Origin of the sequence: Alicyclobacillus herbarius DSM 13609 (genome assembly GCF_000430585.1) — a bacterium.
GTDB lineage: Bacteria > Bacillota > Bacilli > Alicyclobacillales > Alicyclobacillaceae > Alicyclobacillus_G > Alicyclobacillus_G herbarius.
This window is the reverse complement of the sequence record NZ_AUMH01000001.1, coordinates 180,840-198,493: the sequence shown is the minus strand read 5'-3', so window position 1 is coordinate 198,493 and position 17,654 is coordinate 180,840. Positions and strand designations below refer to the sequence as shown.

The 17,654-nt window shown below is 62.1% G+C and carries 11 protein-coding genes; 2 read left to right on the top strand and 9 right to left on the bottom strand.

The genetic code is table 11. The features are described from left to right. Positions 1-118 precede the first annotated feature (118 nt). Together galU and H522_RS0100940 are read left to right on the top strand one after the other, a co-directional pair. The gene (gene galU, locus H522_RS16745) at positions 119-1,012 is read left to right on the top strand and encodes a UTP--glucose-1-phosphate uridylyltransferase GalU (RefSeq protein ID WP_211230628.1); all 894 of its coding nucleotides are present in this window, start codon (positions 119-121) and stop codon (positions 1,010-1,012) included. A gap of 38 nt (positions 1,013-1,050) precedes the next feature. Then, positions 1,051-2,115 carry a mannose-1-phosphate guanylyltransferase gene (locus H522_RS0100940; protein ID WP_051343575.1) on the top strand — a complete coding sequence of 355 codons (1,065 nt, stop codon included), beginning with the start codon at positions 1,051-1,053 and terminating at the stop codon, positions 2,113-2,115. A 142-nt stretch (positions 2,116-2,257) separates the two neighbouring features. On the opposite strand, the gene paaD is transcribed toward H522_RS0100940, so the two are convergent. The 9 genes from paaD to H522_RS20185 form a co-directional block, all read right to left on the bottom strand. Then, positions 2,258-2,725 carry a 1,2-phenylacetyl-CoA epoxidase subunit PaaD gene (paaD, locus tag H522_RS0100935; RefSeq protein WP_026960866.1) on the bottom strand — a complete coding sequence of 156 codons (468 nt, stop codon included), beginning with the start codon at positions 2,723-2,725 and terminating at the stop codon, positions 2,258-2,260. Positions 2,726-2,910: 185 nt separating this feature from the next. Further along, positions 2,911-3,711, bottom strand: a complete 801-nt coding sequence (paaC, locus tag H522_RS0100930) for a 1,2-phenylacetyl-CoA epoxidase subunit PaaC (RefSeq protein WP_051343573.1) — start codon at positions 3,709-3,711, stop codon at positions 2,911-2,913. Positions 3,712-3,718: 7 nt separating this feature from the next. Continuing rightward, positions 3,719-4,060, bottom strand: a complete 342-nt coding sequence (locus tag H522_RS0100925) for a phenylacetic acid degradation protein (protein ID WP_035451961.1) — start codon at positions 4,058-4,060, stop codon at positions 3,719-3,721. Between the two features lie 30 nt (positions 4,061-4,090). Beyond that, on the bottom strand, positions 4,091-4,999 hold the full coding sequence (gene paaA / locus H522_RS0100920; RefSeq protein WP_425386987.1) for a 1,2-phenylacetyl-CoA epoxidase subunit PaaA: 909 nt from the start codon (positions 4,997-4,999) through the stop codon (positions 4,091-4,093). A gap of 44 nt (positions 5,000-5,043) precedes the next feature. Continuing rightward, entirely contained in the window at positions 5,044-5,628 is a 585-nt protein-coding gene (locus tag H522_RS0100915) for a TetR/AcrR family transcriptional regulator (protein WP_026960862.1), read from the bottom strand. 86 nt (positions 5,629-5,714) lie between these two features. Continuing rightward, entirely contained in the window at positions 5,715-9,638 is a 3,924-nt protein-coding gene (gene addA / locus H522_RS0100910) for a helicase-exonuclease AddAB subunit AddA (protein ID WP_026960861.1), read from the bottom strand. Next, positions 9,622-13,251 carry a PD-(D/E)XK nuclease family protein gene (locus tag H522_RS0100905; protein WP_026960860.1) on the bottom strand — a complete coding sequence of 1,210 codons (3,630 nt, stop codon included), beginning with the start codon at positions 13,249-13,251 and terminating at the stop codon, positions 9,622-9,624. The genes addA and H522_RS0100905 overlap by 17 nt, the downstream gene beginning before the upstream one ends. A 28-nt stretch (positions 13,252-13,279) precedes the next feature. Further along, on the bottom strand, positions 13,280-16,270 hold the full coding sequence (locus H522_RS0100900) for an AAA family ATPase (RefSeq protein WP_026960859.1): 2,991 nt from the start codon (positions 16,268-16,270) through the stop codon (positions 13,280-13,282). Further along, entirely contained in the window at positions 16,267-17,553 is a 1,287-nt protein-coding gene (locus H522_RS20185) for a metallophosphoesterase family protein (RefSeq protein WP_051343571.1), read from the bottom strand. Before H522_RS20185 ends, H522_RS0100900 begins: the two co-directional genes overlap by 4 nt. Positions 17,554-17,654: the final 101 nt, after the last annotated feature.

Genomic DNA, 17,654 nt, shown 5'->3' with positions numbered 1-17,654 from the left:
TTTATTGTATAATGAACGTTGCTTTGACAGGATTCTGATTCGCCGTGCCGAATCCGCTGTGCCGATGCAGCGTAGTAAATTGACTGTTTCTGTTGACTGAGTGTCTAAAGAGGTGACTTTGATGAAGGTCCGCAAGGCCGTCATTCCGGCCGCCGGTTTCGGCACAAGGATGCTTCCAGCGACCAAGGCCGTGCCGAAAGAAATGCTGCCGATTCTCAACAAACCGTGCATCCAGTACATCGTCGAAGAGGCGGTCTATGCTGGCATTGAAGAAATCCTCATCATCACAGGGAGAACCAAAAAAGCGATTGAAGACCACTTTGATCGCTCGCCTGAGCTCGAACTGCACTTGGAGCAGAGCCGCAAGTCGACCATGCTCACCGAGGTCAAAGCCATCTCAGACCTGGTCGACATCCACTACGTCCGACAAAAGACCCCGCTCGGTCTCGGCCATGCGGTCCTGTGTGCGAAGTCGTTCGTCGGCGATGAGCCGTTTGCGGTCCTTCTCGGGGACGACATCATTCAGTCCAGTACCCCCGTCACCGCACAGCTGATGAACGTCTACAAAGACTCTGCCACGGCGGTCGTAGGGGTCCAACCTGTCCCGCGCAGCCACGTATCGAAGTACGGGATTATCGATCCCGGGGCGTCGACGCCGTCGACGGATCCTATCCAGATTCAGAACGTGGTCGAAAAGCCCGCAGAGACAGATGCACCGTCCAACCTAGCGGTGCTCGGCCGCTACATCTTGCCCAGCAGTATCTTCGAAGTCTTGGAGAAGACGCCGCTCGGACACGGTGGCGAGCTGCAGTTGACGGACGCGATTCAGCGTCTGGCTCAGGACGGCAAGGTATACGCTTACGAGTTTGAGGGCGTCCGCCATGACATCGGTAACCTGGAAGGATGGCTGAAGGCGAATATTTCGTTTGCCATGGCGAATCCCGCATTGGCGGAGTCCGTCCGCAACCTGGTAGCGGAACATGACAACGCGGTGCAGCAGAGCGCACTGTAGAGACTACAATCACGCCTAGACAGGAGGTCGAACAGGGAATGGAGCGGAGCCTGAGGGTTTCCAGAGGGACGTCTGCAAGTACGCAGGCTGCGGTCATTCTGGCCGGAGGTGCTGGTGAGCGCCTATTCCCGTATTCCAAGGCAGAACTCCCGAAGCAGTTTTTGCCGTTGGTCAGCAACCGTTCCATGTTGCAGGAGACCTATCAGCGCCTGCGCAAGCGATTTCCGGCCGATGACATCTACATTGTCACGCAAGATGCGTTCGTAGACACGGTGCTTGAACAGCTTCCTGCGGTGACGGGGAGCCATATCCTGATTGAACCGGCCCGTCGAGATACGGCGGGCGCGATTGCCCTGAGTCTCGCGGAGATAGGCGGTGACTATGACGTCGTCCTGTTCTGTCCGGCCGACCACCATATCGTGGATAGCCCGGAGTGGGATGAAGCCCTGGCCACCGCGCTCTTAACGGCGGCCGAAGAACGACGGATTACCCTGTTCGGCATCGTGCCCAACTATCCAGAAACCGGCTACGGGTATATTGAATACGAGCGCAGCGACGACCCGGTGTGTCCAGTCGTCCGCTTCCACGAGAAGCCAGACCGTGAAACGGCGCTACGGATGGTTCGATCCGGACGTTATTTGTGGAACTGCGGGATTTTCGCCATCCCTTGCGATACCGGCATGCAGGCAATACGCCGCCACCTGCCTGAGCACGCCCTGCTGTTTGAACTGACGGATCGGACAGCGCGGACGGAGGTGTTTTTATCCCTGCCCAAGGTTTCGATTGACTATGGGCTGCTGGAGCGTGAACACGCAGCCTTGGCCGTGGTTCCCGCATTCTTTGCCTGGAACGACCTCGGCTCCTGGACCGCATTGGAGCGGGTCTTGAATCGAGACGAAAACGGGAATTACCTATTTGGCCGGGTTAAGTCACTTAAAACCAACAATTCGATTGTGTTCGCGCCCAAGCACGAGGTGTTCCTCTATGATGTCTCTGACCTGCTCGTGGTCTGTCATGAACAGCAGGTTCTGGTCACCAACAAGGCAGCCAGCAGTAACATGAAACAATGGTTGCCCCAACTCACCAACGGAACGTCGTCGTAAGACAGGTCCGTCCCAGTGGTAGGCTTGACGAGAGCCTAAAAAAGGCGCCTAAGTGGGGATGGACTTGCCCTGTACCTTGCAAACGACGACCCGCGCAGCGTTTGCCGCGTGGGTCGTCGTTTTTGTCTTGTCTTCTTTTCGCTCATACGGGCTTCATTGCCTCAAACGGCTGGCGACATTGTTCACAGTAATACAATGACCGGCACGCGGTCGGACCAAACAGGTTTTCCAAGCGCGTTTGATCCGATCCGCAGTACGGACACTTGGGTTTCTCCATGCGGCCTGCGGCCAGGGCGCAAGGCGGTGGTGCAATCCCAAAATCCCGCAGCTTCTCGCGCCCCTCCGCGGAGATGCGTTCGGTCGTCCACGGCGGATGAAAGACAAACTTCACCTCCACGGATGAGACGCCGTCTACCTGGGCAAGCCGACGCTCGACCTGGTGCTGAATGATGGATAAGGCCGGACAGCCCAGGAAAGTCGGAGTCAACTCTACCGTGGCCTTCCCGTCGGCAAACGTCACGTGATTGACCATTCCGAGCTCCACGATGCTCAAAGCGGGAATCTCCGGGTCCTTCACGTCTGTCAATGCCTGTTGCAGTAGGCCGACCATATTGGCTGGCGACCCATCCTCCACCAACGCTGGTGTCGTCCGCTTCTCGTTCACCTTTATCCCCCCTCTTGACGGGCTCAGTTGTCCCTGCGCCAAAGTGTCGATGTGTCCGGACTGCTCATCCTGTTTCGTCTTCTAGGGCTGCTCGCCACGGTTCGACGGATCTCACTCACCACACATCTCTCTTACCACGCGGCGGATGGATTCGCTGCATAGACCTCCGCCATCACCTTGAGCATTCGTTCCAGGGCCGGCGTATGCGTACTCCGACCATCCGGAATCGGTTGGACACGCTGCAGTTCCGGCGGGACCGGAAGCCGCCAGGCTTGCAGATGGTCCTGCACTTCCCGCTGCCAGACAGCCGCAATCTCCTCTCCAGACGCCGTGAGAATGCCCAAACGCTGTAATCGCGGGTCTTGCAGCGCACCGGAGAACAAGGTTCCAAACTCCGGACGAAGGGCATCCAGCGCCCGTTCCACACGCTGGCGAGCCTCCCCGCCGCCGCTCAGCCGGCCCAACACCGTTTCCATGTGCAGGAGGTGATAATACTCCTCACGCAACATCTTCACGGCGCCCTCCGCCAGCGGAGTGTAACTGCTCCCTGTGAGTGCCTCAAGACGCACGCGGTCAAACACATCGTACACGTAATGGCGGAGAATGGTCTCTGCCCAATCCCCGTTTTCCCGCTCCAGGAGTCGGGCGTTACGCCGCTTGTCCGCAGCGCGGGCAAACGCCAGTTCATCCGCGTCTTCACCCGTGAGTTCGCAGATGCGGTCAAAGAAGAAGGTCGCATGTCCCACCTCGTCCTGGGCGATGGAGCTGAACGCGATGTCGCCTTCAATGTCCGGCGCCAGACCGAGCCATTCCGAATCCCGGTGACCTATCGTCAACTCGTCGTCCGCTAAGTCCATCAGAAGGGCCAACAACGCCTCCTTGAACTCCGGATGCGCCAGGACATCGGCTGGGCTTGTGCAAACCGTTGCCATCCTCACATCAGTCCTTTATCATGTCTTCCAGTTGCAGCGCCCGCTGCTTGAACCGTTTCCAGCGCCGTGCATTCTCCGCCGAATACCCGTCCACCCGGCGGTAGGAACGGTCGAACTCCTGCGCGAAAAAGTCCGTATCCTCATAGGCTGTGGCGTGAATTTGGTCTTTGGCCACCACCCAGATGTTCACCGCCCGCTCACGGCGGAGGAAATTCTCACGGGCCATCTGCAGGGCTACTTCCGGAGACGGAGCCAGGACGCTGCCGACGTGCTGATGATGCTGTAGATGGTCATACTGGACGAATACCTCATACGGGTGATACAGGCCTTCCGCCTCTTGCAAACGCATTTCTGGTTCACCCCCAACGCCTTTGGGTTCTCAAACCGCTGCGGCCTGCCCTGTTTGGCGCATGGCTTCTCGCACCCATTGCTGGCCTTCATGCGCCTGCCTCCGCAAGGCAATTCGCTCCTGCGACTTAGGACCGCAGTTCTCCCTCACCATCCGGCCAAGACGCTCCCAATCCGGCTGCGTGTATGACCAGGTCTGCGTCTCCTCGTCAAAACGCAGGTTCGGATCGGGCACCGTGAGACCAAGGGCGCGGATTCGCGGCACGTAGCGAGAAAGGAACTTTTGCCGCAACTGCTCGTTCGTTTTCTCCCGAATTCGGTACTTCATCATCAGTTCGGCCGAACGCGAGATGGTCGGCGGGCCAAAGAAAAAGTACAGCGATTCCCACCAGCGGTTGACCGCGTCCTGCAGCATCTGCCGCTGCTCCGCCGTACCTTCCGCCAGGGACAAGATAATGGACTCGCCGTGCTGCATGTGGAAACTCTCCTCGGCGCAAATGCGCTTGAGAACCCGACCATACGGAGCGTAGGAGGTATCCAGCAAGGCCGTCTGCGCGATGATGGCTGCCCCATCGACCAGCCAGCCGATGACCCCGGCGTCCGCCCAGGTGGGAGAATCCATATGAAAGACATTGTGAAACTTTGTACGTCCGTAAAAGATGTCCGTAATCAGCGACTCCCGGGTTACCCCGAGCGGCGCCCCGAGTTCTTCCGCCACGCGCAGGAGCAGCTGTCCGTGCCCCACCTCGTCCTGAACCTTTGACATTAGACCCAACTTGCGGCGCAGCGTCGGAGCCTTGGGCACCCATTCTTTCTCCGGATACGCCCCCATAATCTCGCTGACCCCGTGCATCTGAATAAACTTCAACAGGATGCGGCGGTAATCATCCGGCATCCAATCGGTGGCCTCAATCTTTTCGCCGCGCTCAATGCGGGCCATAAACTGTTCGAGCTTTTCACTTTCGTCGTGCTGGACTGCCACACTCACGAGCATTCCCTCCTCGCCAGTCCGTTCAGGATGACGTCCGCCAATGCGTCGGACACTTCCTCCGGGGTTAAGTCGCCATCCGGATGGTACCATTGGTACAGCCAGTTCGCGACCGACAGGGTCACGATGCGAGAAAACCGAGACAATTCCGGAGCAAAATCCCCGTTTTCGACGCCTTCCTCAATGATGCGTGCCCACAACTGCTCATAGGCATCCCGTTTCTCCTGGATGAGCTGCCGTCGCTCACCGCCCAGGGCCCGCCACTCGTGGCAAAACACCGCACCGGCCGGCAGGTTTTCGGCCACAACGCCGACATGCGCCGCCAAAGCGGCCCGAAACTTGTGCGCGGGCGGATCAGAACTAGCCGCAATCGGCGTCAGACGCTCCAGAAACGCATCCGCGACGTGATTGGTAATTTCAAATAGCAAATCCTCCTTCGTTCGAATGTGAGCGTACAAACTGCCTGACAACAAGCCACTCTCATCGGCAATATCCCGAATGGTCGTCCCGTGATAGCCTTTCGTGCTGAACAACACACTCGCCGCTTCTAAAATCTGTTGGCGCCGGCCACGTACCGCCATCGGTCCACCTCTCATTCCGAACAAACAAGCGCTTGCTCAAATCCATTCTATGCCTTCGTTTGGAAACTTGTCAAACGCGTTCTATCTCATTGGTCCGTGAAGACGCTGGACAAATCCACTGCAGACATCGGCACCACCGCGCGCGCGCGCACAAAGTACAGCCAGGCCGAGACCGGTCGCGGACGAACTGCGGCCTCTACAACCCGCAGGTAAGCGGCCACCTGGGCGGCGTACTCTGCCGCATGCTCGGTCACCTTGCCCGCCTGCACCTTATCCGTTTTGTAGTCGACCAAGACAAATCCGTCCTCCTCTTCGAACATGAGATCGATGACACCCTGCACCACCACAAACCGGTTCGTCTCCGTGCCAGGGTTCGCCTTGTCGATCCGCACGGCATCCGTCTCTGGGTGCGCAAGCTCAAGGCGGGCGAAGAACGGTTGCTCGCGCCAGACGCGCTTGGCACGAGCGGCCCTTTGGCCCAGGTCAGACTGTAAAAACGCCAACACGTCGTCCACGACCACCGTTTCGCGCTCCTCGGCGCTGATTCGTCCTAAACGGCAAAGCTCGTCCAAGGCCGCTTCGACCGCCGTACGGGTCGATGGTACCGTAAAGTCAATGTGCTGCATGACCGCGTGGTAGGCGCTGCCGCTGGCGCGCGGTGACGCCTTGCCGTCGATGAACTGCGGCGTCTCGAGCAGGTTCTCGGCCGCGGCCAACGACAGCCGTCCTGGCTTTGCCTTTCCCTGCGCAGGCCTTCGGGCCACCCAAAGCCGTCGTAAATCGGTGGCGGATACTTTTCCCGGGACGTCCGTCCACAATGGTCTGTCCGTAGCCCCAAGAAGCGCCGCCGACACCATGCTTTCGGTGGCATCCTCCGTGTTTTGCTTGAGCCACGCGCAAAAGGCCGAGAAATCCACCCATTGCCCTGACTCTTCCGTCTCGGCAGGCTGCCAGCCGATGAGCGGGATGGGCTTCGCTCCGGGCAAGGATGCGTTCCAAAGCTGGACGTGAAAGCGAGCCGGATGGTCATAGACGCCCGCGAGAGGATGCAGCACGCCGGTATGGGCCGCGTCCGTCTGTACAGCCTGCCGCAGCCCGCTGCCATCTTGATGACGCAGGAGCGCAGGGAGCAACCAGTCCACATAGCCCCGGGCCCGCATGAGCCAAAAACTGGGCAGTGCCCTGCCTTCACTGGGAACCCCTTGCAGTGCACGACGCAGCCGCTCTTCGACGTTTTTCATCGAGGCGACCAAAATCAGTCGTTCCCGCGCCCGCGTCAGGGCCACGTAGAGCACCCGCGCTTCCTCCGCCAGAAACTCACGACGATTGATCTCGGCCAAGGCCACCGACGGCATGGTGACCCAGCGGCGACGGCCACTCCCGTCGACAAACTGGGGTCCCACCCCCAACTCGGGGTGCAACGGATACGCCTTCTCCTGCGGGTCTTGATAGAACGATTTACCCAAATCCGCCACGAAGACGACCGGGAATTCGAGGCCCTTGCTCTGGTGAATCGTCATCACCCGGACCACATCCTCCCCGGCCGCAATGGCCTGGGCCTCACCGGTGTCCATCTGGTGCGAGACGATGTCGCCCAGCCGCCGAACGAAGCCAAACACCCCGTCCCGCGTACTGTTATCAAACTCACGCGCCTTGTCCAATAGAAGCTCGACATTGGCGCGGCGGATTTCGCCTCCCGGCATCGCCAAAAGAAACGCCATCAGGTGGGTGTCCGCAAGGACCTTACGCAGCACGACCTCAACCGGGTCTTGCCGCGCCGCCTGCCGCCAGGCTGAAAACCGACGCCAGAAGCGGCGCAGACGCTCCGCTAACTCCTTCGAGAGAACGGGTTGATCCCCCTCCGTCTCCTTCCCCGCCTCGCCAGACTCAGCGGCGCGCACGGCCTGGCGTAGAGCGTCGTAATAATTGCCGCTGGCAAAGAGCCGGATTTGCGCCAACTCCACGTCGTTCAACCCGACCAGCGGCGAGCGGAGCAGGGCCGCCAGCGCCACCTCGCGGCGCGGGTTGTCAATAGCAGCCAGTGCGCTGGTCAGCCAGCGCACCTCCAGCGCCCCGTAAAAACCGGTGGACGTCGCCCCATAAGCCGGAATCTTGTGCCGGGCCAACACGTCCAGGAGCGTATTGGTGCGGCCGCGGGCGGATCGGAGGAGGATGACGATGTCGCGGTACTGCAGGGGTCGATACTGTTTGAGCCCTGCATCCCACACTTGGTGCGCCGGATGACCGTCCACCTGGCCCATCAGCTCCAAAATCCGTTGTGCAATTACTGTACCTTCTAGCTCTAAGGCGTTCAGGTCCTCGATGGACACCTCCGCATCCCCGAGCGCGTCCGGGCTGTCGCTGCCCTCCGGCGTCCATCCGTCTTCGCTGGCGCTGTCGTTGTCTGCTTTGCCTTGCTCGTCGTTCATCCGCTCCACAAGGTGAACCTCCACCGGCCCGGCCAGCGTATGGACGCTCTCCTCGGCCTTCGGGTATTTGGCGCCGGCCACCATCCACGTCTCCTCCGTGTACGCAATCCCGCCCAGCGCCGGGACAAACCACTGCATGAAGAAAAAGTTGACCGCGTCCACCACCTCGACGCGACTGCGATAGTTAGCGGTCAGCTCAATGACTTCTCCGGGCTCCGTCCGTCCCATCGTATGGTAGCGGTGCAGGAACAATCCGGGCTCCGCCATGCGAAACCGGTAAATGCTCTGTTTGACGTCCCCGACGACAAACAGGTTTCCTTCTGGCCGCGCGATGGCTGAGACCAGGGTATCCTGAATGGGACTGGTATCTTGGTATTCGTCCACAAACACCTCGACAAACTGATGCTGAAGGCGATGGCGTTCGCCGCTCTCTGGGTCTTGCAACACGCGGAGAGCCAGGTGCTCCAAGTCGGTAAAGTCGAGCGCCTGCCGCCGCCGTTTGGCCGTCTCATACAGCGTTTGGAACTCCCGTATAAACTCCACCAGGGCTTGCACGTGCGGCGCCAGCTCCCGGATGTCGGCCAATAACGACGCCTCGCCGCGCCCCGCAATCGCAATCACCTTCTGCAGAACCTTCTTGGCCTCATCGCGCAGAGCCTTCACCTCCTCCTTGCAGGGGTGGTTCTTCCCGCGCACGGACGCGTTCAAAAGCCCTTGCAGCGCCTGGGCCGTCGGCAGGGACGCATCAAGACCTTGAGCCTCCAGCTGACCGCGCCATTCTCGCAACGCCTGGCGGACGGCCGTCAGGTTGTCCGTATACTGTGCCAGTTCGTCTGCACCCCCGGCCAGGTTCAGGGCGGTGGTACACAGTTTCTCTGCGTACGCCAGCTCCTCCGCCAGCCACTCGAGAAACACAGGCGTCCAGGCTAGCCCAGAGAACCCTACGGCCTCGGCCTCGGCGTACGACGCCTGCACCTGATCTAGCCAAGCGGCGGGATCCGGCTGACTGCGCGAAAAGGTGTCCATGCGAAACACCAGTTCCGCCAGACGCAGCGGATTCGCCGCTTGAAACCGAACCAGGGTGTCCGCAAACGCCCCCGCTTCGTCCCGAGCGAGGCGCGACTCCAACAGGCGTTCAAACTGTTCCCGGCGCAAGAGAGCGGATTCCTCTTCCGAGAGAATGCGAAACGTGGGCTCAATTCCAAGGAACAAAAAGTTCCGACGCACCACCTCCATGCAGAAACTATGGAGCGTGGAAATCTGCGCCTGGTCAAGCAGCAGCAATTGTCGGGACAGACGCCGGACGGCACCTTTGTCTCGCTCTTGTCTGGCCTTGGCCAAAAGCTCCTGCAGACGCAAGGCAATTCGGTTGCGCATCTCTGCCGCAGCCGCCTCGGTGAAGGTGACAATCAGCAAACGGTCGAGATCGACCGCGTGTTCCCCGGCAATCCGGCGGACCACGCGCTCCACCAATACCGATGTCTTGCCCGATCCGGCGCCCGCAGAGACGAGCAGGTTGTGTCCGACGGTTTCAATCGCCCGCAGCTGACTGTCTGACCAACGGTCATTGCGAAACGCCACTCCGTTTCCCCCTTTCCGTCCGGGCTGCGTACCCGGCCCATTCGCGCATCCGTTCCCGAGAGAACGGCTCGAGACGGCGAAGCGGCCGCGCGTCCCAGCGCCTGTCGATGTGGCAAACCGCGTGATATGGGCAATACTGGCAAGCGGTCTTGCGGTTCAGGTCATACGGAGCGATAGCCACCTCCCCGTCCTGAATCCGCGCCCCGATTTCTACCACGTGTCCAAGCGCGCGCCCCAACAGCCACTGCCACTCCTTGGGACTTAATACGGGCGCTGTTTTCCGCCACGATCCGTCCTGTTTAAAGAAAGCGGGGAACAGGTCGGTGGCCTGGCTGCCGGCGCGCTCATCCATCGCCTGCACCAAATCCGCGTCGGCGAGCAGCCAGCCGCGGCTGCGCATCTCTTTATACGACCGTTCCGTGGCCTCGGTTTCGCCTGGGGGCGCCAAGTCGACGGGCAGTTTGCGGTGAATCGGCACGTAGACCATGCCCGCCGCAGGCAGCGACACGCCGAACAGTTGCTCTGCGTACGCTCCGACCACGGCGGTGTACACGGGCAGCTGCAGGCGCAGGCCGTGCGCGACCTCGGTCAGGTCGAGGTCCTGAACGCTCGACTTGTAATCCAACACGCGGAAACCTGCCGTCTCACCGTCCTGAACCACGTCCACGCGGTCAATTCGTCCGCGCAAGCGCACCACCCTGCCGTGCTCGTCCGCCACCTCGAACGCGGGTAGGGTGTTGTCCGGGTGGTCGCCAAACGACAGCTCCGTGAAACTGGGGGCGAAACGTCCATAGCGAAGGTGGCGAGTGAGTACGACCGCCGCGTCCTCCAACACGGCCAAGATCGACAGCGCCTGCTGGCGACGCAGCGCCTGACGCTGCCCCGCATGAAGCCCCTTGGCGGCGAGAACCTCGGCAAACACCGCGCGCATCGCCGCTACGGCATCCTCGTCGCCCATCTGCCGCCAGGCTTTCAGGTCTTGACGCTGCCTGGCGACGAACGCGTCCAAGGCATCGTGCATCAAGGCTCCCCGAAACGCCGCCGTAACGTCTGCCGTCTCCTCTTCCTGCAGCTTCAGACCGTATTCGACGAAGTGGCGATACGGACAAGCCGCAAATGTCTCCAACTGATAGACATTGACCGTCAGCGGATGGCCAAATAAGGCTTTGGCCAAGGCCGGCGGCAGTTTGGCGGCGGTAGTCCGATGCCGTAAACCCGCGTACACCGTCTCAACCACGCTCTCCCCTGCGGGTTGAGTAAGGTGCCATAACAGGACGGCGGCCGCGAGCGGATCGACCGACCGCTGGCGCACGCGACGAACCGCGTCGGCCAATGCCGCAGCCGGAGTGGACGGCAACCGCCGCTCTGCCTCCTCCACCGCGTAGGCCGTTCCCCCTGTGGCCCGGTGTACCGTCCACGGCACGCTCCCATCGGCAAACAACTGCCGCGTTCGTTCCACGACCCGCGATGGACGCAATTCGCGTCCTGCGGCATCCGCGAGCGGATAACTGAAATACAACCGCTCGGTCGCGCGCGTCAGGGCGAAATACGCCTGGGCACGGGCTTCCGCCCGCCTATCGGCGAGCGTTCCACCTAAACGCCGGCCAAACCAGTGTTGAAACTGCTCGCGCTCCTCCTGCCGCAACAACCCGGTTTCGTGTACCCTGAGCGGCAGGGCGCCGTCGGTCGCCCCGACGAGGAACACCACCTTACGCTCCCATCCGGCCGCCCGCGCCATGTCGCTCACCACGACCCGATTCAAGCCGCTCGGGATGGTGGCCAGGGCTTCACCTTGCAGGTAGGCGCGCACGAGTTGAAACAAGAATCCACGCGGCAGTACTGCCCCTGGCAGCGTGCCGGCAAAGTCGTCGAGGAGTCCAAGCAGCTTTTGCCAGGCTTGTTCGTGGACACCGGCCGCCACCGGGTCTTCCTCGCCACTGCGGCCGGCGACCAACCAGCGGGCAATCTCGGCGCGAGCGTCGACGCGCTCAAACAGGTCCCAGAGCTGCCGGGCGAGTTCGTCGGCAGCCAGGCTGGGACGGCTGAGCGCCTCGAAGAACGGCAACATGTGATCTCTCAACCGACGGCGCAGGTCATCCGCACGCTGGTCCTCCCGAACCAGGGATTCCTCACTTTTGAACCCCGCCCGAGACTGCTGCGAGAACGTCCACGGCTCGGCCTGCTGCCAAACCTTGACGCCCTCGACCTCGTGCTTGACAAGGTACATCTCCAGCCAATCCGCTTCGGCCATCGACAAGGTGCAAAACGGCGTGCGGATGAGGCGGAGCATGGATTCGAGCGAACACCCCTCCTCCACGGCGGACAAAGCCGCCAGGGTGAAGCGTGCCAGCGGATGCGAGGCCAAAGGTGGATAGACATCGTGTTGGCAAGGGATTTGATGCTCCGCAAACCGTTCTTCCAAGACCGCTGCGTAATCCTCCAGGTGCGGGACAATCACAGCCACATCCGCGTACGACATCCCCTCTTGGTGGACCAGCCGAGCGATTTCCCCGGCAATGCTATCTGCCTCCACGCGCCGATTCTGGGCAACCGCCACCTGAATGCGCGCTGCCGCCCTAAGTGTGGTCGGCTGGTCATCCGCCAAGGCAAACCGCTCCATGACCGCCAGGTCGGGATTGTCCTGGAAACGGGCAGGGGAACCGGCAAGGGTGTGGATGGATATACCGAGGCAGAGCTCCTCGGCCCGCTCCTTAAACTCCGCGAGCAGCCGTTCGGCCGTTGGACAGATTCCCCGTTCTGGGTGCTCCAAATCCACAGGCAGCGTGACCACCGTCCGATCCGCATGCTGCGCCAATGTCAACACAAACTCCCGCTCTGCCGGCGACATGTCGGAAAACCCGTCGACGAACACCTGCGCCCCAGCGAGCGTCGGCCACGAAGGCACAGCTTCCACCGCCCGCAGTAGCAGGTCGTCATCATCAGCCAGGCCGCGAGCATCCAACTCCTGCCGATAGCGGACGTAGAGCAGACACAAGTCGCGCAGCTTCCCGTACAAAGACCGACCCGCAGCCAGCTCCGCCGCTCGTCCGACCGCATCGGGCCGAGCCGCGGCGGGCGACTCGGCAAGAGCCCCGGTTTGTCCGGTACGCAGGACCCCGGCGTGGCCAGCGGTAAGGGCGCCGGCTTGTCCAGCGGTCAGCACTCCCGCTTGACCGGCGGCCGCTTCGAGACGGGCGGCAATCTCCGCGGGCGCGGCCAGGTGATCTGTCAATTCGCGAAAGGTATCCAGGATGGCGTCGAGAAAGGCAATCGACGGCTCCACCCGGTGCAGCACCTGCAAGTCGGCCAAACACTCTTGGTACACCGCGGCCAGCAGCAGCCGTTTCCCGGTCCGGTTGATGAACGCCAAACCCGGCTCCACCTCGGACACCACGCGGCCAGCCAACCTACGAATGCTGAGCACCTCCGCCCGCAGGGAAGCGGGCACCGTGCTGAGCAGCGCTCGCTCCGCCGTGTACGACATCGCCTCTGGCACCAGCCAGAACAAGCGCGGTCCGAGAGCGTCCTCTGTGATTTGCTCGCGAATAGCAGCCGCGACACGCCAGCTTTTACCGCTTCCCGCTGGCCCTGCCCAGACCTCTAACTTGGCCATCCGATTTCATCCTCCCGCTGGGACAGCCTCAAAACTGCCCGTTTTTCGCGTGCGCTGGGGACGGACTCGGTGTGAAACCGTCAGGGTGGGATAGCCCTATGACGTCAATTCCGTGCGTCTCTGCCCAGACGCGCACCGCGGTCTGACAGGTCAAATAAAGAATCTGCTGCTCCTCTGCCGTGGCGCGAATCACCTCGAGCAGACCGGCCAGGCGCGCCCCGTCCAAGTTGACCAGGGCGTCGTCGATGACGACAGGCAGTTGAACGCCACGTTCCCGATAATCTTGAATCAGCGCCAGGCGCAGGCTCAAGGCGGCCAACTCGCGCGTTCCCCGCGACAGCTCGGCGGGCTCCCAGGCCCGACCGTGGGCGTCGATGACCACCAGCTTGCCCCCCGCTTCCGTCTCCTCCGTCCGCAGCTGAGGATAGCGTCCGTGGCTGGCCTCGTTGAGGATGGCGGCCGCCGTCTGCAGGGTGCGTGGCTGACGGGTGGCCTGGTGGCGCGCCCTTGCCTCTTTCAAGAGCGCCTCCGCCAGCTTGTAGACGGCCCAGCGTTTGGCCAGCGCATCGCGCCGGGCAGAAAGTTCGCCAATCTGCCAGTCGATGTCGGAGAACGTCCGCGACCATCCGTTTAACCGCGACTCCAGTTCCCCGACGCGTTTAATGCACACCTCTTCGTCCTGACGCAAGGACTCGAGTTCGCGCCGGGCCGCCTGCAGACGCTCGGTCAGCACCCCTTCCGTCTCCCCGCGCAGTTCCCTGCAAGCCGCCTGCCAGGCGTCCAGGCCACCGGCTTTGCCTTGGGCCTCCGCACGCGCCCGCCGCCAATCGGCCAACGCGTCCTCCAGTTCCTGCAGGGCGTCCTCCTCTTGCCGACGCAAGGCGTCGAGACCGGTCTGGGCACGGTCCAGCCATGCCTGGAGCCGCGCAGGGTTGTCGGCCACCTCCGCCGCGGTCGGCGCTTGCGCGGGATCCCACAAGCCAAAGGAAGCCAGGTGACGACAAGCGCCGGTGACGGTACTCACCACATTCTCTGCCTCGTGTCGGACCGCCTGCAAGCGTTGGCGGAGTTCACCCTGCCGGCGAAACTCAGCCAACATTCGCGCCGGACGCACATCGTCCTCTGCCAACTGGCCGCCGTGTTCCCGATACCAACGCGCACACTTCACACGGTGCCGATGCAGGGCTAAACGACATGCCTGTTTCTCCCGCGCTGCCCACTCCACGCGTGCGCAGGCTTCGCGCCAGGCCTGCACCAACTGCGCATCCAGTCCGAATTGGTGAAAATCCTGTTCCTGTCTGCGCTGTGCAGTCGATACCGCGGCGAGGGCAGCCAACAGTCCAGATTCATCCGTGTGGTCAACCGTCACCGTGGCCAGTTCGGCGCTCATTTGCTCAATGTCCGCACGCAGGCCGGCCGCCTCAGCCTCCACATCGTGGGTCTTCCGCCGCGCCGTCGCCGCGGCCTGGGCCGCCCGGAGACCGATGGACCAGACGGCCGCGAGCGCCCCTAGGACGGTAAGCGCGGCGACAAACGCCCGCTGAAACAACGCTGCGGCCACCGCCCCAAGCGATAGAACAGCCGCCACCCAGAATCCGAGGCTTACGCCAAGCCGCGGTTGGGTCCGTTTTTCACTCCCTGCTGCATCCCGCACGCGCCGCAATGCGGCCAGGTCCCGTGTTTTCTGCAGCATTGCCTGGAGCCGTTGCGTATCCGCAGCGAGCTGCTCAAGTCGCTGCTCCGCCAAAGCTCTCCGATCCGCCAGTTCGCGCTCAGCATCCTCTGTAAAGCCACGCTGGCGCAACTGCTCCTCTCGATCCGCCCGCATCACGACCGCTTCCTGTAACGCTTGTTCGGACGCTTCCAGCTTTCGGGACAGGCGTTCGTCTTCCTGTGCCATTGCCTCCAATTCGGCCATATGCGCGGGGTCCTCCACAACCTCTCGTGGCTCGAACCCCCCCGCATCCGGGAATCCGGGATCCAAAAATCCCGGGTCGGGGAAGAGAGTCAAGGAACGCCGCAGGTCCTCAACCTCCGCCCGCAAACGCTGCAGCCGCGGTAGACCTTCGCGGACTTTTTGGACACTCCACGACCACGAGGCCGTCTCCAGGTTGCACGCCCGCAGTCGCCTCAGCGTCTCCTGGGCCGCGGACTCCAAGTCCACGCGTCCATCGAGCCGGTCGACGACCGTACCGGCTCCCGACGGTGAAAGCACGGCTTGGGTCGACGCGGCGATGGCCGCCGCCAAACGACTCTCTGCCGCGCTCGCCTCGATAAACAGCGGGTAGAGACTCTTCAAGCGTTCCGCGTGCTGGTAATGGTCGGTGGCTCTCCGTAACGCTTGGGTCAACTCGGCGAGCCTTGTCCGCTCCTGTTCCAACTCCTGACGCACCGCCCGATAGGCTGCCGCCGAGTCGGATTGCTGGCTGCGTGCCTGGTGGAGAGTCTCCAGGTCGAGCAGACACTGCGTCAACTCGGGCCGCCTGGCGCGCGGATCGGGATTGAACAGTGCCTTGGCTCGCCGCAGCAATTCGCTTTCCAGCGCAGCGGGCGACTGGCGGCCCAGGCGGTCAACCACAAACAAGCGTTCACTGACCGCCCGGTGCTCTGGCGTGAACACTGATAACTCTTCGAGTTGAAAGGTAAACACCGATTGATAGACCAAGTCCTCGACCACGTTGAGTTCAGGCACAGCTTGGCGCAGGGCCGCCTCGCCTGCTTGCCGATTTCCCTCTGGGTCATACAGCAATGGCCGACGCCGCCGGTCCAAACTCCGTTCCAGTCGCCAGAGCTGGCCGTCCGTCTCAAAGATGAGCACGCCGTGGGCGCCCTGCCGCTGGATGAGCCGCGGCTCCGCGCTCACCACGCGACCGAACAAAAGCCCGCGCAAACCCGCGAGGAGGCTGCTTTTCCCCGCTTCGTTATCGCCAAAAACGATGGTCAATCCGTCCCCGACCCCTTCCAGGACGGGGCCGTGATGTGGGCCAACATGGTGAAGTTCCAACCGGCGCAGCTTCATCGCGCATCCTCCTGTACCGCCCACGCCGTCAACAGCCGGAAAGCGGCTTGCAAAAGCTCCGCAAGCTCCGTTTCTGATATCGCGTCAAAGGCCAGTCCGTTACCGGGGTGAAAGACATCGGCCAACTCGCGGCGAGCCCATTCTCTTCGGGCCAGCGGATCGCTTTGATAATGCTGATAGACGCGCACCAACTCGCCAAGTAACTCCGGGCTCTCGGCGAGCGTCGCCAAATCGAGCGCAGGCCGTACCCGCCAATCGACGTGCGCTATCCAGATTGGCCAGAGCCGCGCCGATGCCTCCTGCCGGAGGGCCTGTAAAAATTCGTCGTCTTCTAGCCGCAACAGTCCTTCCGATACGCTTTCGCCTTCCACTACGACCCGGACCATCAGCCACCGCTCCGGAAAACGCACCAACAGCCGCGCCAGCGACGCCAGCACGCGTTCGCGCACCCCCGCCAGGTCGTCGGCCTCTTCCACACGTACGCGGCATTCCGTCCAAATCAGCTCGCTGGTCGATACAAAGCGAGCCGCCACCTGGGCCGATGACGAAACATCGATGACGAGACAGCCGCGTTCCCCAGTTTCCTGCATATGCCGTCCCTGCGGATTTCCCGGATAGGCGATGTAGGGCCGGGCGGATCGTAAAACAGTCGGCTGATGGATGTGTCCCAGGGCCCAGACGTCAAATCCACGCTGCACCAGCTCCGCCTCCGTGGCCGCGCAGTACTCGGCGTGCCCATAACTGGGCCCAACGGCGCCGTGATACAGCGCAACCGCGAAATCCGCTTCCGGTTGACGGACAAACGCGTACGCCATGGACGGTGTCAGTTCGCGCACCGGGTAGGAAAAGCCGCTGACCTGCACGCGCGTATCGTCGTCGAGGTCAATCCACACGGAAGGAGCCTGATATGTCGCATCGGCCAGCCGCGGGGCAGCAGGCAGGACGTGGACACTGGCCGGCCAGGAGAGAGGCGGCGGCGCAGTGAGCGGATCGTGATTGCCGTGACAAAGAACGACCGGAATGCCCGCCTCAGCCAGGCGTTCGAACCCCCGCAGCCACTCAAAGTGCACCGCCATCGATACGTCGGTGCGGTCGTATAAATCGCCGGCAATCGTCACGAAGTCCACCTGCTCCGCGATGGCGATGTCGACAATCCGCTGCCAGACCCCGTCCGCTGCGCGCCGAAGGCGGGTTTGCCACGCCTCGGGCAGGTCTCGCGTCCAACCGGCCATCGGCGATCCGAGATGGACATCGGCGGTATGTAAAAACCGAAACGCTCGCACGCGACTCCCCCATTTCTGTCTGTCCTGTGGCCCTTTCCGGACTACCTCTATAAGCGTCCACCCGGTCCGGACCCGTGCCCACGCATGCACACCCTTCTGGG